Annotated in this window: 29 protein-coding genes and 1 pseudogene; 12 read left to right on the top strand and 18 right to left on the bottom strand. The window is 68.9% G+C overall.

Features of this window, described 5'->3' with window-relative positions; translation table 11 throughout:
* The first annotated feature begins 684 nt into the window (after positions 1-684).
* The 3 genes from recA (at position 685) to JIX56_RS40675 (ending at position 4454) form a co-directional block, all read left to right on the top strand.
* Positions 685-1761, top strand: coding sequence for a recombinase RecA (gene recA, locus JIX56_RS40685; protein WP_257548568.1), 1077 nt, complete (start codon positions 685-687; stop codon positions 1759-1761).
* Positions 1762-2710: 949 nt separating this feature from the next.
* Complete coding sequence (locus JIX56_RS40680) at positions 2711-3469, top strand: CocE/NonD family hydrolase (protein WP_257548566.1); 759 nt, start codon at positions 2711-2713, stop codon at positions 3467-3469.
* 295 nt (positions 3470-3764) lie between these two features.
* On the top strand, positions 3765-4454 hold the full coding sequence (locus JIX56_RS40675) for a TetR/AcrR family transcriptional regulator (protein WP_257548564.1): 690 nt from the start codon (positions 3765-3767) through the stop codon (positions 4452-4454).
* 166 nt (positions 4455-4620) lie between these two features.
* Here the strand turns inward: JIX56_RS40675 and JIX56_RS40670 are convergent, their stop codons facing one another.
* A complete protein-coding gene (locus tag JIX56_RS40670; RefSeq protein ID WP_257551401.1) occupies positions 4621-5052 on the bottom strand; it encodes a flavin reductase family protein in 432 nt (143 codons plus the stop codon).
* Here JIX56_RS40670 and JIX56_RS40665 point away from each other — a divergent pair.
* Complete coding sequence (locus JIX56_RS40665) at positions 4952-5170, top strand: hypothetical protein (protein WP_257551576.1); 219 nt, start codon at positions 4952-4954, stop codon at positions 5168-5170. The genes JIX56_RS40670 and JIX56_RS40665 overlap by 101 nt on opposite strands.
* An 85-nt stretch (positions 5171-5255) precedes the next feature.
* Here JIX56_RS40665 and JIX56_RS40660 read toward each other — a convergent pair whose 3' ends face one another.
* Positions 5256-6098, bottom strand: coding sequence for a helix-turn-helix transcriptional regulator (locus tag JIX56_RS40660; protein ID WP_257551400.1), 843 nt, complete (start codon positions 6096-6098; stop codon positions 5256-5258).
* A 160-nt stretch (positions 6099-6258) separates the two neighbouring features.
* Between JIX56_RS40660 and JIX56_RS40655 the strand changes: the two genes are divergently transcribed.
* Positions 6259-7005 carry an SDR family oxidoreductase gene (locus JIX56_RS40655; protein ID WP_257548562.1) on the top strand — a complete coding sequence of 249 codons (747 nt, stop codon included), beginning with the start codon at positions 6259-6261 and terminating at the stop codon, positions 7003-7005.
* Here JIX56_RS40655 and JIX56_RS40650 read toward each other — a convergent pair.
* From JIX56_RS40650 to JIX56_RS40640, 3 genes and pseudogenes are all read right to left on the bottom strand, one after another.
* Entirely contained in the window at positions 6996-7319 is a 324-nt protein-coding gene (locus JIX56_RS40650) for a hypothetical protein (protein ID WP_257548560.1), read from the bottom strand. The two genes, JIX56_RS40655 and JIX56_RS40650, sit on opposite strands and share 10 nt — an antisense overlap.
* Before the next feature lie 15 nt (positions 7320-7334).
* A complete protein-coding gene (locus JIX56_RS40645; RefSeq protein ID WP_257548558.1) occupies positions 7335-7508 on the bottom strand; it encodes a hypothetical protein in 174 nt (57 codons plus the stop codon).
* A gap of 344 nt (positions 7509-7852) precedes the next feature.
* Positions 7853-8144, bottom strand: a pseudogene (locus JIX56_RS40640) (transposase); the annotation flags it as partial.
* On the opposite strand from JIX56_RS40640, the gene JIX56_RS40635 reads away from it, so the two are divergent.
* Positions 8037-8888, top strand: coding sequence for an HAD-IIA family hydrolase (locus JIX56_RS40635; RefSeq protein WP_257548556.1), 852 nt, complete (start codon positions 8037-8039; stop codon positions 8886-8888). The pseudogene JIX56_RS40640 and the gene JIX56_RS40635 overlap by 108 nt on opposite strands.
* Positions 8889-8972: 84 nt before the next feature.
* Here JIX56_RS40635 and JIX56_RS40630 read toward each other — a convergent pair whose 3' ends face one another.
* The gene (locus JIX56_RS40630) at positions 8973-9845 is read right to left on the bottom strand and encodes a helix-turn-helix transcriptional regulator (RefSeq protein ID WP_257548554.1); all 873 of its coding nucleotides are present in this window, start codon (positions 9843-9845) and stop codon (positions 8973-8975) included.
* Between the two features lie 183 nt (positions 9846-10028).
* Here JIX56_RS40630 and JIX56_RS40625 point away from each other — a divergent pair, with 183 nt between their 5' ends.
* Positions 10029-10295 carry an SDR family NAD(P)-dependent oxidoreductase gene (locus JIX56_RS40625; RefSeq protein WP_257548552.1) on the top strand — a complete coding sequence of 89 codons (267 nt, stop codon included), beginning with the start codon at positions 10029-10031 and terminating at the stop codon, positions 10293-10295.
* A 245-nt stretch (positions 10296-10540) separates the two neighbouring features.
* Here the strand turns inward: JIX56_RS40625 and JIX56_RS40620 are convergent, their stop codons facing one another.
* The 6 genes from JIX56_RS40620 to JIX56_RS40595 form a co-directional block, all read right to left on the bottom strand.
* A complete protein-coding gene (locus tag JIX56_RS40620) occupies positions 10541-10813 on the bottom strand; it encodes a hypothetical protein (protein ID WP_257548551.1) in 273 nt (90 codons plus the stop codon).
* A gap of 85 nt (positions 10814-10898) precedes the next feature.
* The gene (locus JIX56_RS40615; RefSeq protein WP_257548550.1) at positions 10899-11282 is read right to left on the bottom strand and encodes a winged helix-turn-helix transcriptional regulator; all 384 of its coding nucleotides are present in this window, start codon (positions 11280-11282) and stop codon (positions 10899-10901) included.
* A 338-nt stretch (positions 11283-11620) separates the two neighbouring features.
* Entirely contained in the window at positions 11621-12613 is a 993-nt protein-coding gene (locus JIX56_RS40610) for a phosphotransferase family protein (RefSeq protein WP_257548549.1), read from the bottom strand.
* Positions 12614-12848: 235 nt separating this feature from the next.
* Positions 12849-13316: a MarR family winged helix-turn-helix transcriptional regulator gene (locus JIX56_RS40605; protein WP_257548548.1), complete on the bottom strand. Its 468-nt coding sequence runs from the start codon at positions 13314-13316 to the stop codon at positions 12849-12851.
* A gap of 54 nt (positions 13317-13370) precedes the next feature.
* Positions 13371-13712, bottom strand: a complete 342-nt coding sequence (locus JIX56_RS40600; protein WP_257548547.1) for a GNAT family N-acetyltransferase — start codon at positions 13710-13712, stop codon at positions 13371-13373.
* A gap of 23 nt (positions 13713-13735) precedes the next feature.
* Positions 13736-14725, bottom strand: coding sequence for a pirin family protein (locus tag JIX56_RS40595; RefSeq protein WP_257548546.1), 990 nt, complete (start codon positions 14723-14725; stop codon positions 13736-13738).
* 91 nt (positions 14726-14816) lie between these two features.
* Between JIX56_RS40595 and JIX56_RS40590 the strand changes: the two genes are divergently transcribed.
* Positions 14817-15311, top strand: a complete 495-nt coding sequence (locus tag JIX56_RS40590) for a carboxymuconolactone decarboxylase family protein (RefSeq protein WP_257548545.1) — start codon at positions 14817-14819, stop codon at positions 15309-15311.
* A 408-nt stretch (positions 15312-15719) separates the two neighbouring features.
* Here JIX56_RS40590 and JIX56_RS40585 read toward each other — a convergent pair whose 3' ends face one another.
* The 3 genes from JIX56_RS40585 to JIX56_RS40575 form a co-directional block, all read right to left on the bottom strand.
* Complete coding sequence (locus JIX56_RS40585) at positions 15720-15950, bottom strand: hypothetical protein (protein ID WP_257548543.1); 231 nt, start codon at positions 15948-15950, stop codon at positions 15720-15722.
* 26 nt (positions 15951-15976) lie between these two features.
* On the bottom strand, positions 15977-16600 hold the full coding sequence (locus JIX56_RS40580) for an FMN reductase (RefSeq protein ID WP_257548541.1): 624 nt from the start codon (positions 16598-16600) through the stop codon (positions 15977-15979).
* Between the two features lie 118 nt (positions 16601-16718).
* Positions 16719-17825: an LLM class flavin-dependent oxidoreductase gene (locus JIX56_RS40575; protein ID WP_257548540.1), complete on the bottom strand. Its 1107-nt coding sequence runs from the start codon at positions 17823-17825 to the stop codon at positions 16719-16721.
* 211 nt (positions 17826-18036) lie between these two features.
* On the opposite strand from JIX56_RS40575, the gene JIX56_RS40570 reads away from it, so the two are divergent.
* Complete coding sequence (locus JIX56_RS40570; protein WP_257548538.1) at positions 18037-18408, top strand: DoxX family protein; 372 nt, start codon at positions 18037-18039, stop codon at positions 18406-18408.
* Positions 18409-18443: 35 nt separating this feature from the next.
* On the opposite strand, the gene JIX56_RS40565 is transcribed toward JIX56_RS40570, so the two are convergent.
* Together JIX56_RS40565 and JIX56_RS40560 are read right to left on the bottom strand one after the other, a co-directional pair.
* Positions 18444-18911 carry a MarR family winged helix-turn-helix transcriptional regulator gene (locus JIX56_RS40565; RefSeq protein ID WP_257548536.1) on the bottom strand — a complete coding sequence of 156 codons (468 nt, stop codon included), beginning with the start codon at positions 18909-18911 and terminating at the stop codon, positions 18444-18446.
* 104 nt (positions 18912-19015) lie between these two features.
* Positions 19016-19483, bottom strand: coding sequence for a MarR family winged helix-turn-helix transcriptional regulator (locus tag JIX56_RS40560; RefSeq protein ID WP_257548535.1), 468 nt, complete (start codon positions 19481-19483; stop codon positions 19016-19018).
* Between the two features lie 115 nt (positions 19484-19598).
* On the opposite strand from JIX56_RS40560, the gene JIX56_RS40555 reads away from it, so the two are divergent.
* Together JIX56_RS40555 and JIX56_RS40550 are read left to right on the top strand one after the other, a co-directional pair.
* Entirely contained in the window at positions 19599-20267 is a 669-nt protein-coding gene (locus JIX56_RS40555) for a hydrolase (protein ID WP_257548533.1), read from the top strand.
* 206 nt (positions 20268-20473) lie between these two features.
* Positions 20474-21427 carry an HAD family hydrolase gene (locus JIX56_RS40550; RefSeq protein WP_257548531.1) on the top strand — a complete coding sequence of 318 codons (954 nt, stop codon included), beginning with the start codon at positions 20474-20476 and terminating at the stop codon, positions 21425-21427.
* 355 nt (positions 21428-21782) lie between these two features.
* Here the strand turns inward: JIX56_RS40550 and JIX56_RS40545 are convergent, their stop codons facing one another.
* Positions 21783-23084: a ferredoxin reductase family protein gene (locus tag JIX56_RS40545; protein ID WP_443032082.1), complete on the bottom strand. Its 1302-nt coding sequence runs from the start codon at positions 23082-23084 to the stop codon at positions 21783-21785.
* A 342-nt stretch (positions 23085-23426) separates the two neighbouring features.
* Here JIX56_RS40545 and JIX56_RS40540 point away from each other — a divergent pair, with 342 nt between their 5' ends.
* Complete coding sequence (locus JIX56_RS40540; protein WP_257548530.1) at positions 23427-24479, top strand: LacI family DNA-binding transcriptional regulator; 1053 nt, start codon at positions 23427-23429, stop codon at positions 24477-24479.
* Positions 24480-24779: the final 300 nt, after the last annotated feature.

Genomic DNA, 24779 nt, shown 5'->3' with positions numbered 1-24779 from the left:
CGGCCCATCAGAACGAGCGTCGAATGAGCGTCACGAGCGTCATTCCGGCGTCAGGACATCGCCCGCAACGCCCACACCGCGCATCATGCGCACGCACGAAACCGCAGGGTCAGGAGCCCTTGGCGACTGGTTCAAGGATCGCGACGCACTCCACATGATGCACGAGCGAAAACAAGTCGAACTGACCACCTGAAATACAAAACAGCAGGTGAGAGGCCCTTCTCGGCAGGCTCAAGAATCGCCACGCACTCCACGTGCGAGGTCATCGGGAACAGGTCAACGAGACTCAGCAAGGTGACTCGAGCCGGTTACCGAGAGACAGCAGGACTGCGTGGCTACGACTTCGCGATCGGCACGGCCACCTGAGTACACCTCATGCCAGCGAGGAGGCCGACCGCAGCGAGGTCTCATACGTCACGAAGTCGGTGGAGGGCATTCTCGGAAGCAGTGACGACACTCGACGGCGCCGCGGTTCAGCGAGGGAAAGCGGGCGGCGGCGCGGTCTGCGTCCGGAGCGGTCCGGTGCGCGACCCGTCCCGCTCCCCTCTGTTTGATACCTTTCACGGGACACACAAATCGATCGGATGTTCGTTTACTGGGATCTCCGAGACGTCCGTTGTCGGCAGTAGACGCTCACGTTCTCCGACGTGCGGCGTGCCACACAATCGGACCGGGTGAAAGCTCATGGCAGGAACCGACCACGAAAAGGCGCTGGACACCGCGCTCGCACAGATCGAGCGGAAATTTGGCAGGGGCGCGGTCATGCGCCTCGGCGAGCGGCCCAATGAGCCCATCGAGGTCATCCCCACCGGGTCGACCGCACTCGACGTCGCCCTCGGCGTGGGCGGTCTGCCCCGCGGCCGCGTGGTGGAGGTATACGGGCCGGAGTCCTCCGGCAAGACGACCCTGACGTTGCACGCAGTAGCGAACGCACAGAAGGCCGGCGGCTCGGTGGCCTTCATCGACGCCGAGCACGCACTCGACCCCGAGTACGCCAAGAAGCTCGGCGTCGACACCGACAACCTCATCCTGTCCCAGCCGGACAACGGCGAACAGGCTCTGGAGATCGCCGACATCCTGATCCGCTCCGGCGCGATCGACTTGATCGTGATCGACTCCGTCGCGGCCCTGGTGCCACGCGCCGAGATCGAGGGCGAGATGGGCGACTCCCACATGGGTCTGCAGGCCCGTCTGATGAGCCAGGCGCTGCGGAAGATCACCGGCGCGCTGAGCCAGTCCCAGACCACCGCGATCTTCATCAACCAGCTCCGCGAGAAGATCGGCGTGATGTTCGGCTCCCCGGAGACCACGACCGGTGGCCGCGCGCTGAAGTTCTACGCCTCGGTGCGACTCGACATCCGCCGCATCGAGACACTGAAGGACGGCACCGACGCGGTCGGCAACCGTACCCGCGTCAAGGTCGTCAAGAACAAGGTCGCCCCGCCCTTCAAGCAGGCCGAGTTCGACATCCTCTACGGCCACGGCATCAGCCGCGAGGGCGGCCTGATCGACATGGGCGTGGAGAACGGCTTCGTCCGCAAGGCCGGCGCCTGGTACACGTACGAGGGCGACCAGCTCGGCCAGGGCAAGGAGAACGCCCGCAACTTCCTCAAGGACAACCCCGACCTCGCCGACGAGATCGAGAAGAAGATCCTCGAGAAGCTCGGAATCGGGGTACCGGCGAAGGCCGCAGTCGCCGAGGGCACGGGCGCCGTCCCGGTCCCTGATGCCGCCCGGGCCTCGGCGGGAAACGTCGCCTGACAGGCACGGGCGCGGCCCGGCCGGGGGTCAGGCTTGCAACGTCTTCAGCATCGCGGTGTGCTGCACGGCCCAGTTCCGCTCACGTCCCTGTTCCTTGCCGGGAACCTGTTCGTGCGCGTCCGGGCGATACCAGCCCTCACGCGAGGCGCCGAGGACACCGCGCTCGGCAAGGAATCGACGACCGCCTCAAGATCCGGCTCGTCGGGAGCGACCGGATGCATCGGGGGAGCCGGGCACGTCGGGCATGGCTCTCTCCTGACGGGAGTCGGCTGGAGGCACAGGCGACTGGGGAGCACGGGGAGTTGTGCATCCCGCGCGAGCGGAAGTGTTCCGTCGCGGAGGATCCGGACCATTCCCGGACCAAGTTGGCGGCCATCAGCGGCAGCATTCTCCTTTTCGCAGTTCAACGCGGCCGCCACGCATGTACCACCAGAAGACGAAGAACCTTCTGGTGTCGTATTCGCCGAAGAAGCTGGGCTTCTTCTAAGGGGCACGAAAAAGGCGCCTGACCTGGGCTTTTGCCCGTCAGGCGCCTTTCTCTCGGTCCGGCCGGGGCAAGGGGACCGGATTACGCTATAAATCCCAGTTCCTCCCGCCGCTGTCCCGCTTCTGACCAGTACTTCCGGACCAGTCACGAACCAAACTCCGACTCACCTTCTTCGCGAGAAACCACGTCCGACCTGTCCAAATGTCGCCACCACCCCACAGAAGCGCACAACGTGACCTGGCGAGGCGTCGCCCGCCGACACGCCTCGCGGGCCTTGGGCCCTCGCCGGGCGGTTCCCGTTGTCGGGCGATCTGTCCGCCCGCCCCGGCGGGGCGCCCGCGAAGGTGAATCGCGGGAGGTCGACCTCCTCTTCGGCAACTCTTCGGTAATTCACAGGGTACGAACGTACCTCTTAATGTACCCGCACCGGAGGCGACGCCGTCAGCTCGACGAGGAGCACCGATGCAGCACCTGTACGACATAGATGTCCGGGTTCCGATGCGTGACGGCGTAGCTCTTGCCGCCAACGTGTGGCATCCGGTCGAGGGGGAGGCTCCGACGCTGCTCGTGCGCATGCCGTACGGCAAAGACGTGTTTGGCATCACCGTGGGCGGGGTCATGCCTGACCTCATGGCTTTGCTGGAGGCCGGCTACGCGCTGGTGGTGCAGGACTGCCGGGGCACCCACCGCTCGGAAGGCGAGTTCGTTCCTCATATGGCCGACCGGGCCGACGGCGAGGACACCGTCGCCTGGATCGCCGACCAGCCGTGGTCGGACGGCACGGTGGGCATGTACGGGCCGTCCTATATGGGGATGGTCCAGTGGGAAACCGCGGTGACGGGCGCCCCCGCCCTCAAGGCGATCGCGCCGGCCTTCACCTCGATCGACAACTACGAGGCGCCCTGGTTCTCCGCGGGCGGTGCGCTGTCACTGAGCCTGGTCACGATGTGGAACGCCATCATGTACGCGGCCGACGCGCAGCGGTCCCTGGCGGCCGGCGAGGGCACTGTGTCCCAGCTGCAGCAACTCGGTCATGCGGCCCTGTTTCCCGAGCCTCTCGACGATGTGCTGCCGACGGGTGAGGTTCCGGTCCTGGCGGCGTACGGGAAGTGGTGGGGCGACTGGATGGCCCACCCCTCCCACGACGGGTACTGGGAGGCCATGGAGCTCACGCCCGAGCTCAAGAACGCCACGGTCCCGGCGCTCAACATCGGTGGCTGATACGACCTCTACTCCATCCGGTAACCGCCAACCCGGCGGGCGAGCAGGTGATCAGCCGCAGCATCGGCCTTCGTCGTCCGGTCCAGCCACGCTGACCTGGGCCGGCGATGACGGTGATCCGCTGCTGCTGCGGACGTCGCCTACGAGCTCCGACACCCTCGTCTGAACGTCACTCCCGGGGACCCGCCGCTGGGTACGTTAGGCGGTACGATAGTACCCATTTGCCGGGGTCGGCCAGCCGGCCCGGACGACCACTCGCCGCTTCCGGCGGAGACGCTCATGGGAGACTGCTGCGGTGACGGCCCCAACTGACTCGCGTGACCGACGCCCGCGCCGAACGGCGCGCAGGCGGGTCGTCGACACTCGTCGGCGGGACGAACTGCTGCGCCAGGCCGAGGCGATCATCCTGACCGAAGGCTTCACCGCGGTGACCATGGATGAGCTCGCCCAGCGGCTCGGGTGCTCCAAGGCGACGCTGTACAGCCTCGCCTCCACGAAGGAACAGCTGGTACTGGCGGTCACCCGCGCCTTCTTCCGGGATGCTACAGCCGAGATCGAACAGGCTGTCCAGGCCGAGCCCGACCCCAGGCAGCGGATCCGGGTCTATCTCGCCGGCGTCGGCACGGCCATGCGTCGGCATTCCCATGCCTTCTACGACGACATGGTCGGTTACGAACCGACCGCACAGATCTACCGCACGAACTCCGCCGCTGCGGCGCGCCGGGTTCACGAGCTGATCGAGGAGGGCGTGCAGGCCGGCGTCTACCGCGCGCTCAACGGCCATTTCGCCGCCCACGTCGTCGCAGTCACCATCGACGCGGTCCAGTCGGGGCTCCTCCTGGAGAGGACCGGCCTGACCGCCGGCGACGCCTTCTCCGAGCTCGGCGACCTCCTGCTGGACGGGCTCAGTTCGGGGCACGGTCCATCCGAGCCCCCTTCCACAGCTGTCCACCCGCCCAGGGATCAGGTCTCGGCGCCCAGGTGAAACAGACGGAAGGGTTGCACCTCGCGGATCGTCCCTGACAGGGACCACCCCCAGATTCACTACGACGTCCGCTGTCATGGCCTCCCGATCCGACGGCGGACCCGAGGGCATCACCGCCTTGGGCCGGTGCGGGCCAGGCATGCCATCAGGGCTGTTCGGGACCAGTTCAGCCGCTGCGCCTCGGGGCCTGTGTCGGCCACCACGACGCTGAGGGACAGGACTCCGCGCGGCCCGGCCGGGGTCGGCGGGAAACCGCCCTTGAGGTGGGCGAGGACCTCGCGGACCTGCTCGGCGAAGTCGTCGGGTGGGCGGTACGTCGCGGTCGCGGCGCAGGGTGGGTCGACGACGGGGCCCGCGGTGGCCCGGCCGAGGCGAGGTCGATGCGTCCCGGTGCGAGGGTTTCGAGCTGGAGGAAGTTCTCGACGACCTTGTAGGGCTGTAGTGGTTGAGCAGTACCGTGCCGGAGCCGACCTGGATGCGCGAGGAGTGGGGAGCGGTTGTCCAGCGACACCAGCACCCTCGGGGGTGTCAGGGAAGGGGAGGCGAAGGCGCTGACCGTGGTGCCGTGCGGGCGTCGGACGTCCAGGGCGGTGACCACGGCGACCGGGGAGGCGACGGCGGCCATGGCGTCGCGGAACGCCTGCGGGGTCGCGCTGCCGGGGAGTTGGGCGGTGGCGGGCTGGATGGTGGTGGTCATGACCGGGCCGGCTTCGTGAGGCGCGGGTTGAGGGGGCGGCATCCGGTCACATGTGCACGGCAGACCGGACCAGGGATGCGAGGCCCCCTCAAGGCGCTGCCGGGTCAAGGGCTGAGCTGCTGGTGTCCTATGACGGAGAGCAGTTCGAGCTTTCCCTGGCTGTCCGTGCCGGGGCGGGCGGCCAGCACGACCAGGGTCTGAGCGCGGTCTTGGGTACACAGGAACTGGGCGTCCATGTCGATACGGCCGAGGTCCGGGTGGAGGATGGTCAGGGACTCCCCGTAGCGCCGGGCGACCTCCCCGAGTTCCCACACGCGGACGAACTCGGGGCTGGTTTCGTGGAGTTCGGCGACCATACGGGCGGCCCGGTCGACGTCGCTGCCGGCGGTCAGCACGGCCCGCAGGCGGGCTGCCTGGATGCGGGTGTGGCCCGGGCGGTCTTCTTCGGCGAAGTACAGGCGCGCGGCCGGGTCGGTGAACCAGCGGTAGAAGCAGCTGCGGGCCAGGCCCGTATGGCGGGTCTGGTCGCCGAGCAGGGCGGTGGCGATCGGGTTCATCGCGAGAGTCTCGGCCATGTCGGTCAGCACCAGGGCCGGGGTGTCGGCGTTCAGGCGTTCCAGGACCCGCAGGAGGGTCGGGTTGACGTGCTCGTAGTGCTGGAAGCGGGCCGGGGCGTTGTGGCCGATGAGGGCGAAGAGGTGGTCGCGTTCGTCCGGTGTCAGGCGCAGGGCCCTGGCGAGGGCGGTCGTGATCTGGACGGAGGGCTGCGGAGCGCGCCGCTGTTCCAGCCGGGCGTAGTAGTCGGTGGACATGCCGGCGAGCTGGGCGACCTCCTCACGGCGCAGCCCCTGGGTGCGTCGGCGTGGGCCCTTGACCAGTCCGACGTCGGCGGGGCGCAGCAGCTCGCGCCGCCGACGCAGGAACTCCGCCAGTTCTTTCCTGTCCATCCTGTCCATGCCCCCATGGTCGCCGTTCCGCGCCGGGCCAGCCAGGGACCGCCGATCCATGGATAAACCTTCCTCTCCCGCCTCCGCGGAGGTGTTCCTACGGTCGGGGCTGCGGGCGGCGCTTACCGGTCCGCAAACCAGCGAAGGAGAGAAGACCCCCATGAAGATGACCGGCAACACGATCCTGATCACCGGTGGTACCGCGGGCATCGGGCTCGGCCTGGCGCTGCGTCTGCACGAGGCCGGCAACAAGGTGATCGTCGCCGGCCGCCGCAAGGAACTCCTGGACGAGATCACGACCGAGCACCCCGGCATCGCGGCGCTCGTCCTCGATGTCGCCGACCCCGCGTCGATCGCCCACGCCGCCGAGAGGGTGGCGGCCGCTCATCCCGACCTGAACGTCCTGGTCAACAACGCCGGCATCATGCTGCGGGAGAACCTCCTCGACCCCGCCTCCCTCCCTGTCGCCGAGGACCACGTCGCGATCAATCTGCTCGGCACGATCCGGATGACGTACGCCTTCCTGCCCCTGCTCGCGGGCAAGGACGACGCGGTCGTCATGAACGTCACCTCGTCGATGGCCTTCGTGCCGCTGGCGGTCACCCCGACCTACGGCGCGACCAAGGCCGCGCTGCACTCCTTCTCCGAGAGCCTGCGCGTGCAGCTCGCCGACAGTGGCGTCCAGGTGATCGAGGTGGTCCCGCCGGGCGTGCGCACCACCCTCCTCGGCCAGCAGGACGACGAGAACGCCATGCCGCTGGAGGACTACCTCACCGAAACCTTGGACCTCCTGCGGGAAAGGCCGGACGCCAGGGAGATCGTCGTCGAGCGCGCCAGGTTCTTTCGCGACGCGGCGGCGAACGGTACCTACGACGAAGTCCTGGCCATGCTCAGCGATTACCGCTGAGCGGGCCGGAACGCGGTGATCTCGTTGCTCTGGGCGTCGACCGCTCGCCACGATGCGCGCCGGCACGGTGATGCGCGGCAGGCCGGCGCGCTTGTCGGCCGATAGGCGTTCATCAGCGGGAAGCAGCGTGTGGGGTCGGTCAGGTCGAGTTCGGTGTCGCCGGTGACGGTCACGTCGTGGTCGCGCCACGACGACCGCTGGGTGCCCCAGTCGGGGAAGGTCAGCGCGGGGGCGGTGGCCTTCCCCGACTGGGGCAAGGTCAGCGCGGGGGCGGTGACGTGCGCGGCGGCCGGGCCCTTGGACGGAGCCAGCACGCCTGCCTCGTGGATTCACCATGTTCCGCGGCCGGGGCCGGTGAGCGTCAGAGCGACACGGGCGTCGAGCCCGGCGACCGACGCCTGTCCGACCTGGTTGTTCAGCACGGCGAGCATCCACGTCAGGACCGCTCGCATCCGGTCGGCGTCGGTGGCCGGCGTGGGCCGACCGAGTGCGGGGTCGGCCATGACCTGTGCCCGGCTCCAGCCACGTCGCCGGTCGACGGGGCCTTCGTTGAGTTGTTCGAGGCTGGTGGCGCGGAGCGTGTCCAGTCCGGGGGGTGTGTAGCGGTTCCGTGCTGTCGCGCCGATGTGGGCGACGACGTCGGCGATGCGCCATCCCGCCGCGGCGCTGGGTGCCGCCTATTCCTCATCGCTGAGGCTGCTGGTGAGGTCGAGCATCGCGGTGCGTTCGGCGCACCGGGCGGCGATGAGTTTCCGCAGGTCCGCTGCGGGGAGGTGATCGGTCATGCCGCTCTCTTCTCTCGGAGGAACTCCGTGTCATGCCAGGTTGCCTCTGCGACGACCCGAGCCCCGCGGCGACGACCCGAGCCCCGCGGCACCGGCACCAGCCCGGCTGCGGAGGTCAGGTGGCCGGCGTCCGCGTAGGCCGACAGGTCACCGGCGGCGACGAACTCCGCACCAAGTATCGGGCCCATACCGGGCGATGATTCGATGATCTCCGCCTGCGGGTGGGCTCGGAACGTGTCCCGGATCTTGCCGGTCGACGCTCCTGAGCCGGTCGTCCAGGGCCAGGATCTGGGCGGCCAGATCGGCGACGATCTGCGCTGCCACATCCTCGCCGGGCAGCGAGGCGTACTGAGCCTCACCGCCCTCCCGGGAGCCCTGGAACTCACCGCCGCCCTCACCGCTCGTGGCCTGCCCTGGCTCACCTTCACCAACGGCACCACCCGCACACCCGAGGCGTACGCCCAGCCGCTGCGCCGGATCGGCTTCGACCTGCCCGACACCGCCATGCTCACCCCCGCCACCAGCGCCGTCGACCACTTCCTGGCCATGAGCCACCGAAAGGTGCTGGTGCTCGGCGGCGACGGCCTGAAGGAGCCGCTGCGCCAGGCCGGCATCGAGATCGTCGCGCCCAAGGGCAAGCCGGACGCCGACGCCGTACTCGTCGGCTGGTACCGCGAGTTCACCATGGACGACCTGGAGGCGGCCTGCCATGCCGTCCTAGGCGGAGCCACCCTGTACAGCTGCTCACAGTCGGTGTTCTTCGCCAGCGCCGAGGGCAGGGCCCTGGGCACGTCCCGGGCCATCTGCGCCATGATCAGCAGTGTCACGGGCGTCGCCGAGCAGGTCTTGGGCAAACCCTCGCAGATCGCCCTGCGATGCGCCGCGAGGCGACTGGGCGCCGCGTCACAGGAGCTCGCCGTCGTCGGCGACGACCCGGAACTGGAGATGGCGATGGCCCGTCGCGCCGACGCCCTCGCCATCGCGGTGGCCACCGGCATCCACACGGTGGGCCACTACACCGCACTGCCACCGGAGCAGAGCCCGCATCTCACCGTCGACGGACTCGGCAAGCTCCTCGACCTGCTGCCCGCCGCCTGACCGCCCGTACCCGCCTGAGCGCCCGTACCCGTCCCGCTCCCGCTTTGTGCTTCTCGTGGCGATGCCGCACCCCCAGCAGTGACCTCAACCCTCCTGAATGTGGTCACTAAGTGACACGGTCGGCAAAGCTGGCAGGTCGGCGGCCACCGTGCCGAGTAGTGCGAGGGCCTGCTGGGAAGCGCTGCCGGGCTCGGCCTGGTACACGATGAGCTGCTGGTCCGTCGCACTGTCGACGGTGAACGAGTCGTAGGTCAGGGTCAGCTCGCCGACCTGGTGGTGGTTGAAGGACTTGGCCTCATGAGCCTTGCCCCGTACATCGTGGCGGGCCCACAGATTGCGGAACTCCGGGCTCTTCAGGGACAGTTCGCCGACCAGTTCGGTGAGCCGGGGATCGTTCATCAGGTCGCCGCTGCCCGCGCGCAGTGCCGCGAGCCCGGACCTGGCGACCCGCTCCCAGTCGGGGTAGAAGTCCCGGGCGTCCGGGTTCAGGAAGGTGAACCGGACCAGGTTGGTCTCGCCGTGGTCCAGCATCCTGGCGAAGAGAGCGCGTCCGAGGCGGTTGCCGGCCAGCACATCCAGTCGGCGGTCGAGGATCAGCGCCGGTGTGTGATGCCAGCCGTCCATCAAGCGCAGCAGCCTCGGCCCGACGGGCGCACCGCCACCTAGCCGGACGGAACCACGAGCCGTTCCGGCCAGCTGGTGCAGGTGCGCCGTTTCCTCGGGGCTCAGTGCGAGGGCGCGGGCCAAGGCATGCACCACCTGTGTGGAAGGGTGCTTTTCCCGTCCCTGTTCCAGCCGGGCGTAGTAGTCGGTGCTGACCCCGGACAACTGGGCGACCTCCTCCCGGCGCAGGCCCGGCGTCCTGCGTCGGCCCGACCAGAGCAGCCCGGCCTGGTCCGGGCTGGTCATCTCTCGCCTGGCGCGGAGGAACTCGCCCAGTGGGTTGGCACTGTTCATGCCGCAACGGTAGGCGCGCACACGGCCGGTTACCTGGGTGTGGCGCACCCTGGACAAGACCGTCCTGGTTGGCCTCCGGCCCACCGATCATGCTCGGCCTCATGACAGACAACGCTTCGGGCAGCAACCTCTTCCTGCCCGTTGCCGGTGTGCCCCGCGGGTCTGCCGGCCGACCGGGTCGCGGTGATCACCGGGATCGGCACCGCGACCGCACACCGTTTTGCCGCTGCTGGAGCGGCGGTCGCTCCGCTCAGCCGACGATCCGGGCTACTGGCCGACCTCGCCGCGACCCTGCGGAAGCGACACTCCGCCGAAGTCCTGCCGCTCGCGGTCGCTGTCACCGACCCCGCCGCGTTGACCGCCGCCGCATCCACGATCCGCGCCCCCCTGGGCCGGCCCGACCTGGTCGTCGCCGCCGAGCTGACGGTCGTTCCCACCGAGCTCGGCTGAGAAAGAACGGCATGCGGGCGCCCCCGCGGTAGCCGGTGGGCGCCTTGTCCCGCTCTACGCCCAGCCGCCGTTGCAGGACCTGGCGGTGGCGTTCGCGGTGCGGAAGGCGGAAAGCAGCGGCGGCGCGGCCGAGGAGTGGTGCAGGAGACCCTGCTGCGCTGCTGGCGCACTCAGGACCGGGGGCGGCGAGCCAGCCCGCCTGGTGGTACCCGTCCGCGGCGTGACACGTCCCCGGCCCCGAGAGCTCATGTCCCCGCCGGAGTGTGTCCTGCGCGGGCCGCTCCCAAGACGGGACGGAACGCCGTACCGCACCGGGCCGGCCGGCCTGCCGGGGGGAGTGCCGGTGCGGCGGGGCGGCGCTGCTGCAGCGGTCCCGTCGCGTCGCGGGCCGCTGTCAGCCGTACCTGGTGTTCCGGTACGGCGCTGAGCGCGTCGCCGGTCTCGCCCGGGAGTTGGTTGCGCAGGCGGACCGGGGCGATCCCGCCGGACAGCGCCGTGTCCACGTCTGTGATCGCCATCCGGAGCGTTTCGGCGCGGATCGCCGCGGCCCCGGCCCGCTTGGCGTCCCGAATGAAGCACGCAGCGCGTGGTGCTGCGTGCCCGTCAGGCGTCGAATCGGCCGCGTGCGCCCTCGATGTGACCGAGGTACTGGTGGGTCCAGCCACATATGGCATCGACCGTGGTGCGCAGGGCCCGGCCCGGCTCGGTGAGGGTGTACTCGACCCGCGGCGGCACGGTGGGGTACACCTTCCGGTCGACCAGGCCGTTGCGCTCCAGCATGCGCAGGTTCTGGGTGAGCATCTTGTGGCTGACGCCCTCGACCTCGTTCCGCAGCTCGCTGAAGCGCAGGGTGCGCTCGCCGAGCGCCTCGATGATCAGGAGCGCCCACTTGTTCGCGACGTCCGAGAAGATCTCCCGCGCCAGGGAGTCCGCGCGCCTCAGGTCAGCGTCCTCAGGCAGGCCCTTGAGCAGCTGCTTGGTCACCATTAGGTTCCTCAGTCACCGAAAAGTGCGTTCTTCCAGGTCAGCGTTGACTCTCCTACAGTTTCCGAGTAACCACAAGAGAGCGAATCAGAAGGGCGAGCACCAGGGCCACCAGCGATGTCTTCAACCACGACGTGCCGGCGACGGCCACTGAACAACCTTGCCCGGCCAGGTCATTGAGATCAGCTTCGTCGTCGACACGAGGCTGCCCTCGATGCCGGCGCACGCCTCACGGCGCCCGGATGATCTACGCCTACGAAAATCTTGCCGAAGCCGCCCGCGCGCAGGTTGAGGGCGCGCAGGGCGGCGCCGCGCGGCGTCGATGAGACCGGTCAAGACCGTCAGTGTGCTGGCTCACCGAACAGGGCCACGGTCTCCCGCAGTCGCTCGCACGCCCAGTCGTACTGCTCGGTGCTGGTGTGGGCCCGGAAGGTCGTCTCGATGATCTGGATCAGAGCGAGGTGAAGGTTGTACAGCCGCCGACGGGTCCGCTCGGTGGTGGTGAGCGGCCGGTGGCCGTAGCCGCGGATGAAAGCCGTGGCGTCCCCGAATGCGCCCGGCTCACTCCCGGTGAAGCCGAACTCCATCAGCGGATCACCGTAGAACGCCCGCTCGTGATCGAGGATCGCCACGATCCGGCCGTCGCGCACCATGCAGTTGCCCGGCCACAGGTCCCACTCGACGAACCGGGGCTCGGTCACCTCGTCCAGCGAATCGGCGTGGGCGGCCACGATCTCGCGGATCACGTCGTAGCCGTGGGGGAGGACGACGTCGCGTCGCCGGCCGTCGTCCAGGAGTTCCTCGACCATCCGCAGGAAGGCCGCACGCCACGTGCTCTCGCCCGGTCCGGCCAGCGGGCCGAAGGCGGTGCCGGGGATGGTGTTGAGCTCGCGGGTGATCGCGCCGAGCGCCTCGTCGTACGCGTTGATCTCCGTTGCGGTCAGGGTGTCCCTGATGACATGGAAGTTGTCCGCATCGATGTACGTCATGAAGAAGTAGTCGGCGTCGCACACCTCGTGGGTCCCATCGGCGAAGTCGACCTCCGGCACCGGAACCTTCGTGTGCTCTCGGACCAGCCGCAGCGCCTCCAGTTCGGTGGCCATCGCTCCACGCTCGTAGGTCATGACCTCGACATCCGGAGGCGGGGCGATCTTGAGGACGACTTGCGCGCCGGATCGCAGCCGGATCCGGTAGGCCACGTTGAACCAGCCGTCACTCAGTTCGCTGACCCAGTCCTCGCCCGCATCGTCGCACACCTCCTCCGGGCCGTAGGCGCGGGCGACCATGGCGCGAAGCGCCTCAACGGGCTGCCGGTTCTTTGTGATGCTCTCCATCAGTCCTCCGCCCAGTCCTCCGCCCCAAGCATGATCGGACGGTAGCACCAGGACGGAGTAGTGCACTCGGGTCTCCTGGGACGCCTTACTACTGCTGCTCTCCGGGCATCGTCGATTGCTGACGTGGCGATTATTCGGACGCATGATATGTGCGATTTATTCGATTATTGGCGTTCTTGGCATCAGGCCACTGCCCGGAGGGAGAGACCGTGGGCTTCAGCGCCTTCACCCAGGCTCAGGACACGTCCTCGTCCAGCTTCGCCACCACACGCCTGGAGATCTCGCCCAGCATCCGCAGCTCCGCCGGCGTGACATGGTCCAGGAACAACTCCCGCACCGCCTCCACATGGAGCGGAGCCGCCGCCTCGATCGCCTCCCGCCCTGCCGGGGTGATCACCACGAACGCCCCCCGCGCGTCCTCAGCGGCTTCCTCCCGCACGACCAGTCCCCGGCCTGCCATCCGCGCGACGTGATGGGACATCCGGCTCTTCTCCCACTCCAGAGCACGGCACAGGTCCTGATAGCGCTGTCGCCCCTCCGGCACGTCCGTCAGATGGACCAGGACCGCGAAGTCGGCGGCGGACAGCTTCGACTCGGCCTGCAACAAGCGCGACAACCGGCCCCCCAGCCGCTCATGCAACCGCACAAAGCTCCGCCACGCGTGCTGCTCGTCCGGGGTCAACCACCGCACCGTCTCCTTCATGGAGACGAGTCTAAGTGCCTGTTGACGGGTCACCTAGCAGGTGCCAGGCGGCCGTCAACGCCCCAGCTGCGCCTCCAGCCACCGCAGGACCTCAGGGGTCACGGGGTCGGCGATGTCGGCGAACTCGTCATGCCTCTTCAGGAACTTGGCGACGTACGGGCAGGCGGGCACGATCCGCTTCCCGGCAGCACGTGTGTCGATGAGCGCCTGCCGCACCAGTTGTGCGGCCAGGCCCTGTCCGGCGTAGGCGTCGTCGACCTGCGTGTGGAAGAACACGCGCCGCCCACCGTCGTCGCGGTACTCGGTCACGCCGGCGCGCTTGCCGTCGACCACGATCTCGTACCGATGGTGTGCGTCCACCCGCTCGACGACCGGGGCGGCAGGAGGCTGGTTCATGGGGGGTGCCTTTCTGGGAGAGGTCAGCGACGCGGAGGGTTGCGGCGCGGCCTGATGGTGGCGTTGGGCAGGGTGGGCGCGGGAAGACGGCCCCCGGGAAAGCCCTCGATCGTGCCGAAGCGGTCGGAGGAGGCCTCCCAGTCCTCGCGGGCCTTGACGATGTCGTCGTGAGTGCGGCCGATGAAGTTCCACCACATGACGATCTCCTCCTCGAAGGGCGTGCCGCCGAGCAGAATCGTCCGCGCCGGACCGTCCGACTCGTTCGTCAGCGTCAACGCGTCGGCACCGGGCGGGACATAGCCCAGCTCCGCCCGGTGCAGCAGGGTGCCGGCCACGCGGACGTCCCCGCTGTCCACGAGAAGGCCGTGCTCGAAGGCGGGGTCGGTGGGCAGGTGGATCGCCGTACGCGGTTCGAGGATGACCTCGGCGCCGAGCAGCGGCGTGAACGTCCGCACCGGAGAGACGTCACCGGCGAGCGAGCCGAGAAAGACCCTGATCTCGGCCCCGTCCATCCGCACGGGCTCGGGCGCATAGTGCTGGAAGTCCCGTGGGGCGTTCCGGTGCTCCTCCGGCAGCGCCACCCAGAGTTGGACGCCGTGGACGACGGTCGTACGCGGAGTGGAGACCTCCGAGTGGGCGATGCCGTACCCGCCCGTCATGAGGTTGATTTCCCCGGGTCGCACGAAGGCGTGGGTGCCGAGCGTGTCGCGGTGCTCGACCTCCCCGCTGAACAGCCAGGTCACCGTCTGCAGGCCGGTGTGAGGGTGCGGCGCCAGCGCCATGCCACCCCTGTCGGTGACTTCGTCGGGGCCGTAGTGGTCGGCGAAGCACCAGGCTCCGATCAGCGTCCGGTCCCGTTGCGGCAGCGTCCGCCGCACCGTCATGGAACGCGGTCCGCCCAGGGGTACGTCCCGTGCGGGGAGCACGTCGACCCGGGGCGCCCCGGCCGGCCGTACGTCGTCGATCGGCGACCCGCATCGCATCACTGTCGGCTCGGCTTCCGCGTTACTCACCGAGAGCACCCAGAGAACCTAGTTGTCACATCAACCACCATGCCATGATCTTAGAGTGGAGGCCACTACAAGTACATGACAGGCGGTAGACGTGCGGATCTTCATCGACAAACAGAGCCCCAAGGCCTTCCACGCCCTGGTGCAGACATCGGAAGCGGTGCGCGCGGTCGCCGCCGAGGCGGGGCTCGACCGCACCGTCGTGGAGCTGATCAACCTGCGTGTGTCGCAGATCAACGGCTGCGCCTACTGCCTCGACATCCACACCAAGGCGGCCGTACACGCGGGCGAGTCGGCGCAGCGGCTGGGAGTACTGGCCGCCTGGCGGGACACAGAGGTCTTCACCCCCACGGAACGCGCGGCCCTCGCACTGGCCGAGGCCACGACCGACCCCACCGATGCCGTCGCACAGCAATCCGCCTACGAAGCCGCCGGACAAGTGCTCACCGACGACCAGGTCTCCGCAGCGATCTGGGTGGCGGTCACCATCAACGCGTTCAACCGGGTCTCGATCATGAGCAAGCACCCGGTACGGGCGAATCGAGGCGCTCCGGGCGGGGAGAGCGGTGTCCCCATGTCCGGTGGGTGACGTGCCCCCTTTCCCGCTCAACTCTGGTCGTCCCGGCCCGCGTCCTCGCGGCAGCCGAGCGCGAGCCGTTCTTCGCCGTCAAGGTCAGCAAGCCGAGATGGAAGGCTGCGGTCACCGCAAGGGCCCCTTAGCCATCATCTGCAGCGCCGCTGTGTCCTCCCGGCCCGCGGGGGCCTTTCCACCCCTCATGATCAGGTAGGACTTGTCCAGGGCAGTCCGGACAGGTCGCTCTCGCGGGCACCGGCCGACGCCGGGCGTGCGATGCGGCGCAGCACCTCCGCGCTGGGGAATGGAACAGAGGGAGTTGCCGCCGGAGCACCGGCCACGGCACCGACCGTGGACGCAAGGGCGGCGGACGCCGGTCGACCGGTGTCCGCCGCCCACGGACGCCTCGCCCGCGCCCTCGGCTCAGTCGTGGTCCGGAAACTCACCCGAGAACGCGGCCGCCATGCGCATCCAGGGCTCCGCCTCCCCGTGCCGCCCCTGGCGTTGCAGGGTGCGGCCCAGCATCAGGTGGGCTTCGGCGGTCCTCTCCTCGTGCGGCACGCCGGCGCCGTTGTCGAACAGGTGCAGGGCGCCGGCCCAGCGGTCGGGTGCGACACCGCCGTTCGCCCAGGTGTCGTTGAAGTCGTCGCTCATCAGAACTCCCCTCATGAGAACTCCCCTCATGCCGACCGGAGTGCGGCCAGCTGCTGCTCGAACGGCACGACGGTCTCTGTGGGCCTCGTAACGGCCCGGCGGCCGGCCATGAGCCCGGCCAGTTCGTCACCCGCCCGACCGATCCGGGCCGCGAGACCGCCGGTACGCCCGTCACCGGCCGTTCCCCAGTCCTCGGACGCCCCGTACACGGCGGTGGGTACGACGATCGTGCGCAGGTAGGCGAAGAGCGGGCGCAGAGCGTGCTCGAGGACCAGGGAATGCCGGGCACTGCCGCCCGTGGCGGCGATCAACACCGGCTTGCCGGTGAGAGCGCCCTCGTCCAGCACGTCGAAGAACGACTTGAACAGCCCGCTGTACGAGGCCGAGAACACTGGCGTGACCGCGATGACGCCGTCCGCGTCCGTGACGGCTTGCAGCTCCTCACGCAGGCGAGGCCCCGGGAAGCCGTTGACCAGGTGGTGGGAGATGTCCGTGGCCAGCTCGCGCAGTTCGACCACGTGCACGTCCACCTCGCGTCCGGCGTCCGCCAGACTCTCGCGGGTGGCGTCGGCGAGCCGGTCCGCGAGCAGCCGGGTGGAGGAGGGCTGGCGCAGGCCCGCCGACACGACCGCCAGCTTCAGGGGCTTCATCGTCAAGTCCTTTCGTTCGATCTCGGGTGGTGCGGTCGTCTGGTTGTGCGGCCGTCTCATCGTGCGGCCGTCTCATCGTGCGGCCGTCTCATCCCTGCGGTCTCAGGTCGTACGAGTCTCAGGCCGCCGGTTCGGCGGTCGGCTCGCGCCGCGCGTCGCGGGCGGCGCGCAGCGAGGCGTGGGTGGGAGCGTCGGGCACATCGGCCGGTCGGTGCTTGGCGAACTCCTTCCGCAGCACCGGTACGACCTCCTCGCCGAGCATGTCGATCTGCTCCAGCACGGCCTTCTGCGGGACCCCGCCGCCGTCCACGATGAACAGCTGGCGCTGGTAGTCGCCGAAGTGCTCGCGGAAGGTGAGCGTCTTCTCGATGACCTGCTCGGGAGTGCCGACGGTCAGCGGGGTCTGCTCCATGTACTCCTCCATGGAGACCCCGCCGCCCATCACCGGCGAGTGGTCGAAGAACGGGCGGAACTCGCGGACCGCGTCCTGGGAGTTGTGGCGCATGTAGACATGGCCGCCCAGGCCGACGATGGCCTGCTCGGGGCTGCCATGGCCGTAGTACGCGTATCGCTCCCGGTACAGATCGATCAGCTTCCTGGTGTGCTCCTTGGGCCAGAAGATGTTGTTGTGGAAGAAGCCGTCGCCGTAGTACGCGGCCTGCTCGGCGATCTCCGGGGAACGGATGGAGCCGTGCCAGACGAACGGCGGTACGCCGTCCAGCGGCCGGGGCGTGGAGGTGAAGCCCTGCAGCGGGGTGCGGAACCTTCCCTCCCAGTCGACGACGTCTTCGCGCCACAGCCGGTGCAGCAGGGCGTAGTTCTCGATGGCGAGATTGATGCCCTGCCGGATGTCCTGCCCGAACCAGGGGTAGACGGGGCCGGTGTTGCCGCGGCCCATGACCAGGTCCACGCGACCGTCGGCCAGGTGCTGCAGCATCGCGTAGTCCTCGGCGATCTTCACCGGGTCGTTCGTCGTGATCAGCGTGGTCGCGGTGGAGAGGATCAGTTTCTCGGTCCGCGCGGCGATCCAGCCCAGCAGCGTCGTCGGCGAGGACAGCACGAACGGCGGGTTGTGGTGCTCGCCGGTCGCGAAAACGTCCAGGCCCACCTCCTCAGCCTTCTGCGCCATGGCGACCATCGCCTTGATCCGCTGGTGCTCGGTCGGCGTACGGCCCGTGATCGGGTCGGTGGACACATCACCGACGGTGAAGATGCCGAACTGCATCGTCCTCAGCCTTTCATTCACGTGGTTGATGAATCAACCATGTGCCTCCAGCGCACCCAGGGGCTTCCCTATTCCGCCCCGCCGGTGGGCAGGGTTCGCCATCTGCTTGACGCATCACCTATGCCCTCTTTAGAGTCCAGGTTGACGAATCAACCATGCAGATCTGCGCCCACTCCGCCCCCGGCGTGGCCCGCACGGAAGGAACCACCCCATGTACGTCACCGCTGCCATTCTCAGCGTCCTGCTCGCCCTTGTGGCGGTGGCCGCGGGTGCGCCCAAGGCGCTCCTCAAGGGCGATGTCTCCGCCGGGCTGCAGTCGCACATGGGGCTGAGCGCGGGCCTCGTCCGCTTCATCGGGCTGGCCGAGGTCGCCGCCGCGGTGGGCCTGATCGTGGGCCTCTTCTGGCAGCCGCTCGGCATCGCGGCCGCCACCGGCTTCGCCATCACGATGGTCGGCGCGGTGGGCTTCCACGCCAAGGCGGGCGACTACGCCGACCCGGCCACGCGAAAGAACGCCATGGCCCCTTTCTTCCTCATCCCGCTCTCAGCAGCCACCGCCGTGACGCTCGGACTCGCGATGTGACCTGCACATCACCGCGCGCCTGCCGTCTTCCTGGGTCAGGACGCGTCCTCGTCCAGCTTGGCCACGACGCGTTCGGAAACCTCGCCCAGCACCCGTAGCTCCGCCGGCGTGACATGGTCGAGGAACAGTTGGCGCACCGCCTCGACATGGAGCGGGGCAGCGGCCTCGACCGCCGCGCGTCCCGCCTCCGTGATCACCACGAACGCGCCACGCGCATCTTCAAGACACTCCTGCCGCACCACCAGCCCCCGCCCGGCCATCCTCGCGATGTGGTGGGACATCCTGCTCTTCTCCCACTCCAGCGAGCGGGCCAGATCCTGATAGCGCCGCCGCCCTTCCGGCACATCCGTCAGATTGACGAGCACCGCGAAGTCGGCAGCCGACAAACCCGACTCCGTTTGCAACAAGCGCGACAGACGACCCCCGAGCCGCTCATGCAGCCGGACAAAGCTCCGCCACGCATCCTGCTCGTCTGGCGTCAGCCACCGCACCGTTTCTCCCATGGAGCAATTCTATTCGTAGTTGACAGTTCACCGAACTCCGGAGGCGCGGCCCGACCCGTCCTGCCCTGACTGTCCCGGGCCGCGCCTCCGGGCTGGTCGCGAGGTCAGGGAGGATCCGTCTCCAAGCGTCGCAGGATGCGCTCGCAGAGATGGGTGAGCGTGTCGAGCTCTTCCGGACTGAGGGGGTCGATGACCAGCCGGCGCACGGTGGCCACGTGCTGGGGGGCGGCCGTCTCGATGGCCGCGCGTCCGGCGGGGGTGACGACCACATGGACGCCGCGCCCGTCCTTGGGGCAGTCCTCCCGGGTCACCAGGCCGCGTTTGGTCATGCGGCGGAGGTGGTGGGACATACGGCTTCGCTCCCACTCCACCGCCTTGGCCAGGTCCTGGAAGTGCCGCAGACCGTCGGGTGTGTCGGTGAGGGCCACAAGGACGACGTAGTCCGCGACGGACAGGCCCCCGCAGCCCTGCAACGCACGCGCCAACCTGCCGGAGAGCTTCTGATGTACGCCGACGAAGGCGCGCCAGGCGCGCCGTTCGGGTGGGGTGAGCCAGCCTGTTCTCTCGTCCATGTGCAGCCACTCTAAGGGATGGTTGACACGTCACCCAGCATCCCACAATAGTTGACGCGTCATCGCATCGGGTCGTTACACATCAACGGCCTTGCCAAGCCCTGGAGGAGATCCCGTGAGCGAGTCCTCGAAGACCGGCCTTGACGCCCTGCTGACCCCTGAGAACAGCGTCCTGCTGCTGATCGACCACCAGCCCTACCAATTCGCCAACCTGAACAGCCATGAGCCGACGATGATCGTCAACAACGTCGTCGGGCTGGCCAAGGCCGCCAAGGGCTACGGCGTCCCGACGATCCTGACCACGGTCGTCGAGGAGCGCGGCGGCCTGCTGATCCAGCAGCTCCAAGACGTCTTCCCGGACCAGAAGCCGATCAACAGGACGCTCATCAACACCTGGGAGGACAAGCGTGTGGTGGACGCCGTCAAGGCCACCGGACGCAAGAAACTGATCATCGCCGGCCTCTGGACGGAGATCTGCGTCGCCATGCCCGCCCTCCACGCGGCCGCCGAGGGCTTCGACGTCTACGCCGTCACCGACGCCTCCGGAGGCACGTCGGCCGAGGCCCACGACATGGCCGTCCGGCGCATGGTCCAGGCCGGCATCACCCCGATCACATGGCAGGTCGCCTTCGCCGAGTGGCAGCGCGACTGGGCCCGGACCAACCTCATCGCGCCCGAGGACCAGCTGGCGATCCTGGCGCACGGCGGCGCCACCGGGGTGGTGACGGCCTGGGAGATGCAGCTCCTCAACACCCCCGTCGCCAACGAGACCGCCGGAGCGTAAGCACGAACCGATGCCATGGGGCGGCACCACGGGGCGGCACCAACACCAGTGCCACCCCGTGCTCGGCCGACGCGGAGACTTCCGTGCGTCCTCCCACCATGCGGCGTCGATGGGGCGGTGCCACGGGCCATCGGCCGGCGTGAGGCACCCGTGCCCCAGGCAGCGAACCACACCTGCTCAGCCCGTCGACCCAGAAGAGTGCCGCCATGACAACCGCCCGCGCCCTCCCCCTCATTGTCCCGCCGGTCGCTCCGAAACTGATCGCGACGGACCTGGACGGCACTCTGCTGCGCAGCGACGGAACGCTGTCGGACCGCACCCGGACCGCCCTGGCGGCGGCCGAGCGGGCCGGGATCCGCGTGGTGCTCGTCACCGGCCGACCACCGCGCCGCGTACCGGACTTGCTGGCCACCATCGGACCGCATTACGTCATCGCCGCCAACGGCGCGGCCGTCCACGCCCCTGACGGCACCCTGGCGCACATGTCCCCGATCCGGCCCCTGGCGGCCACCCGACTCATCACCCGCATGCGCAGGGCGATCCCCGGCGTCACCTTCGCCGTCGAGTACGACAAGAACTTCGGCCACGAATCGGCCTACCCGACCTGGTCGTTCGGCGAGGAAACCGCCGAACCGGTCGGCACCGCGGGGGAACTCCTCACCCGCATCCCGGGCAGACCGGTGCTGAAGATCCTCGCCCACCACCCGACCCTGCCCCTCGACGACTTCTACCAGCAAGCACGGCAGAGCGCGGGCAGCAGCGCCGAGACCACCCACTCCACCGGACTGTCGCTCGTGGAGTTCAGCGCACCCCGCGTCACCAAGGCCACCACGCTGCTCGCGTGGAGCCGTCGACTCGGCGTCGGCAGCCACGAGATCGCCGCCTTCGGCGACATGCCCAACGACCTGCCCATGCTCACCGCCGTGGGCCACTCCTACGCCATGGCCAACGCCCACCCAGACGTCCTCGAGGCCGCACGTCATCACGCCCCCGCCAACGACGAGGACGGCGTCGCCCAGGTGCTGGAACGGTTCGTCGACACACTCGTACAGCGACCGTCCCGGCACATCCCCATGTGGACCGTCTGGGACGGCTCCGCCGACCCCGCCGACCCCGCAGACGCCGCCGACCCCGCAGACGCCGCAGACCCGCTCGGCTGACGCCCACCCGGGGACCACTCCTCAGTCCCACCACGCCCAACACGCGATGAATGCCCGACGGTACAGCCGGGGCATGCTCCCGCCGGCCGACGGCCACAGCCTGACGGTGCCCAGCGGGAAACGCGCCCGAAGCACCGGCGTCAACCCGGTCACGTACAGCGTCGTCGATCTGGGCGGCGGCATCTCGAACGGCGCCACCCACACCCTGTCCAACGCGAACAGCGACCTGAACGCCGCCGTCGCTCAGTCCTCCACCACCTTCGCCTGCGGCAGGCAGGGCCCAGGGCGGTGCGGGTCCGTCACCCGCACCGCGCCGGCCCCTCTCACACCTTCGCCACCGCGACCATGTCGTACGTCAGGCCAGGCCGAACCGCTCGGCGTGCACCTGCCGGCTGGGTACCTTCAGCCTGCGCAGGGCGCTGAGCACGGCCGAGGTCATCGCGGGCGGGCCACAGACGTACACGTCGCGTTCGGTGAGGTCGGGAACCAGGGCACGGAGACTCTCCGGCTCGAACGGCGGGCTCCCCTCCCCCGTGCGGCCGGTGAGCAGATGCAGCCGCCCACCGAGGTCAGCGACCAGGGTTCGTACCTCGTCGAGCAGCACGGCGTCGTCCTCGCTGCGCACCCGGTAGAGCACGACGACGTCACCGGCCGGTTCCTCCTCCAGCAGGGCGCGAACCGGCGTGATCCCCACTCCTCCGGCGATCAGCAGCGCGCCGGGCCGCGTCCGATGCAACGAGGTGAACGCCCCGTACGGCCCCTCGACGAACGCGCGGGTCCCGACCGGGAGATGCCGCAGGCCGGCGCTTGCGCTGCCGACCGCCTTGGCGGTCAGGCGCAACGTACGGCCGTCCGGTGCCGCCGACAGCGAGAACGGATTGGCCGGCCACCAGTGGTTGTGCCCGGGGAACCGCCAGACGCAGAACTGGCCCGCCCTGGCCGGCAGCCTGTCGAGGTGGCGGCCGGTGACGTGCACCGACACCACGTCGTCCGACTCCGGCACCACCGCCGCGACCTCGAACCGGTGATAGGCGTTGCGCCACAGAGGCATCACGATCCGGCCCGTGACCAGGGCACCGAACGCGAACAGCCACAGGGCCCACCAGTAGATCATCGCGGGCGTGGAGGAGCTGAAGGTCGTGGTCTCCTGCAACTGGTGGACGAACGCCAGCCCCAACGCCAGGTACAGCAGCAGGTGCACGCCGTGCCACGTCTCGTACCGCAGCCGCCGCCTCAGCTGTCGGGCGGAGACCGCGGCGACCACGACGACGATCGCCGCGGCCAGCATCCCGAGCAGGGAGGCCGGCACACCGGCCAGCGCGAAGAACGTCTTCGTCATCGACGCGTCATCGAGCCGCGCGTAGCCGAGCACCACCAGCACGGCGTGGGTGAGCAGGGTCCACAGCAGGGTGAAGCCGACCCACCGGTGCCACACCGTCAACCGGTCCATGCCGATACGGCGGTCGAGCCACGGCAGCCGGGCCACCAACAGCAGCTGGAACAGCATCAGTACGGCGGCGTGCAGGCCGAAGAACTTGGCGACCGTGAGCACCCCGTTCTTGCCGGTCCCGGCGGTGAGGAACAAGACCTCGACGATCACCAAGTTGACGATGACAAATGTCCACAGCGCCCATCGCGCCGCGACGACCGGAGGTATGGCGCCTGTCCGCACCTGTGTACTTGTCGCCTCCACCGCTTCCCCTCTTGTTCATATGACGCACTCGTGCCCGGCACCCGCGAGGTCGCGAGGCCCCGAGCATCCTGATCTGATACGGCCCCGGTCGGGGCAGGAAAAGGGAACTTGACGTAACGAGGGCTCTCTTTGGCCTCGGCCGTTCTTGTCCCCGATCGGCACGCTGGTCGAGCGGACCACATTGTGCCCTTGACTCCTCACCCGGCGGCCGTCGTCCCGGTCGCCATCGCCGTCGCCGGTACGCTGAGTGATTAAGGTGTTAACCACAAGCCGTCATGGGGCTGTTGGGGTTCATGGGGTACACACATGGCGAGTTCGCGTGTCTGGCAACGCCCCACGCTCGGTGCCGTGGCCGCGCGGGCCGAGGTGTCCACGGCCACGGTGTCGAACGCGCTCAACGGCACCGGACGGCTGTCCGAGACGACCAGGCAGCGCGTGCTCGCCGCGGCACGCGAACTCGGTTACGCCCCGGCCGGCACGGCCCGTGCCCTGGCCCGCGGCGGCACCGGAGTGCTCGGTCTGACGATGACGACATACGGCGACGTTCCCGTCCCGTACACCGAGATCCCGTACTACGCGCAGCTGGCGCTGAGCGCCATCGCCGCAGCGCATGAGCGTGGTTACCTGCTCATGGTGATGCCGAGTTCGTTGTCACGGTGGATGTGGCTCAACACGCCGATGGACGGCGTCATCCACGTCGATCCGCGCGCCGACGACCCGGTGCGTTCCCTGCTACGGGAGCGTGGCATCCCCATGGTCTGCGACGGCCGACCGCCCCAACCGCACTGGTGCGACGCGTGGGTCGACACCGACTACGACGCGGGCCTGCGCCTCCTGCTCGACCATCTCACTGAGGTCGGCGCCCGGCGGATCGGGCTCTCCAAGCCGCTTCACGACGCCGAGTACCCGCATCTGATCGAACGTGCCTACGCGTCCTGGTGCGCCGAGCACGACATGCCCGCCGTCGTCGAGGAGTACGCCTCCCTGCCCGACTACTTCACCGCTGAACGGGACGCGGTCGGCCGACTGCTCGACCGCGATCCACGACCGGACGCCGTCATCGGCGTCTACTCCGACTCCGGTCACAACATCCTCGCCGCCGCCCGGCACCACGGGCTTCGGGTGCCGCAGGATCTGCTGGTGGCGTGCGTCAGTGAGGATCCGGATTACGCGACGACGGCCCCGCCCGTCACCACCCTCAGCCTCCGCCCGGACCTGGTGGGCGACGAAGCGGTCGATCTGCTGCTCGCTCTCATCAACGCCCGCAGCGGTGTGGACCGGCATCGGCTCGTGCAGCCGGTCCTGGCCCCTCGCCGGTCGACACGACGCCCGGTACGGCGAGGGAACGGCACACCCTGACCGCACCTTCGGCATCCGTAGTGCGTGGGGCCTGAGAGGGCGCATCGCACGGGCCCAGCGACCACGCACACATGGGACGTTTCCCGACCCACACGTGAAGGGGAAGTTCAGCCAACACCCCATGGCAGAAGCACCTGGAGGACGAAACAGCACAGAATTCACCCCTGCGTGGCCGATCCCCGGTTTCTGTCATTCATAGGATGTCTCAGACGGGATCACGTGGTTTTATACGGGTGCGCTTGTGCGGCCGGTTCGGGCCTGTCCGCCCAGTACGGGAGGGCCGGGACTGAACGCCGTTCC

Source organism: Streptomyces sp. CA-210063, assembly GCF_024612015.1.
Classification (GTDB): Bacteria; Actinomycetota; Actinomycetes; order Streptomycetales; family Streptomycetaceae; genus Streptomyces.
The sequence above is the reverse complement of the archived record's forward strand: the minus strand, read 5'-3'. Positions and strand labels throughout refer to the sequence as shown.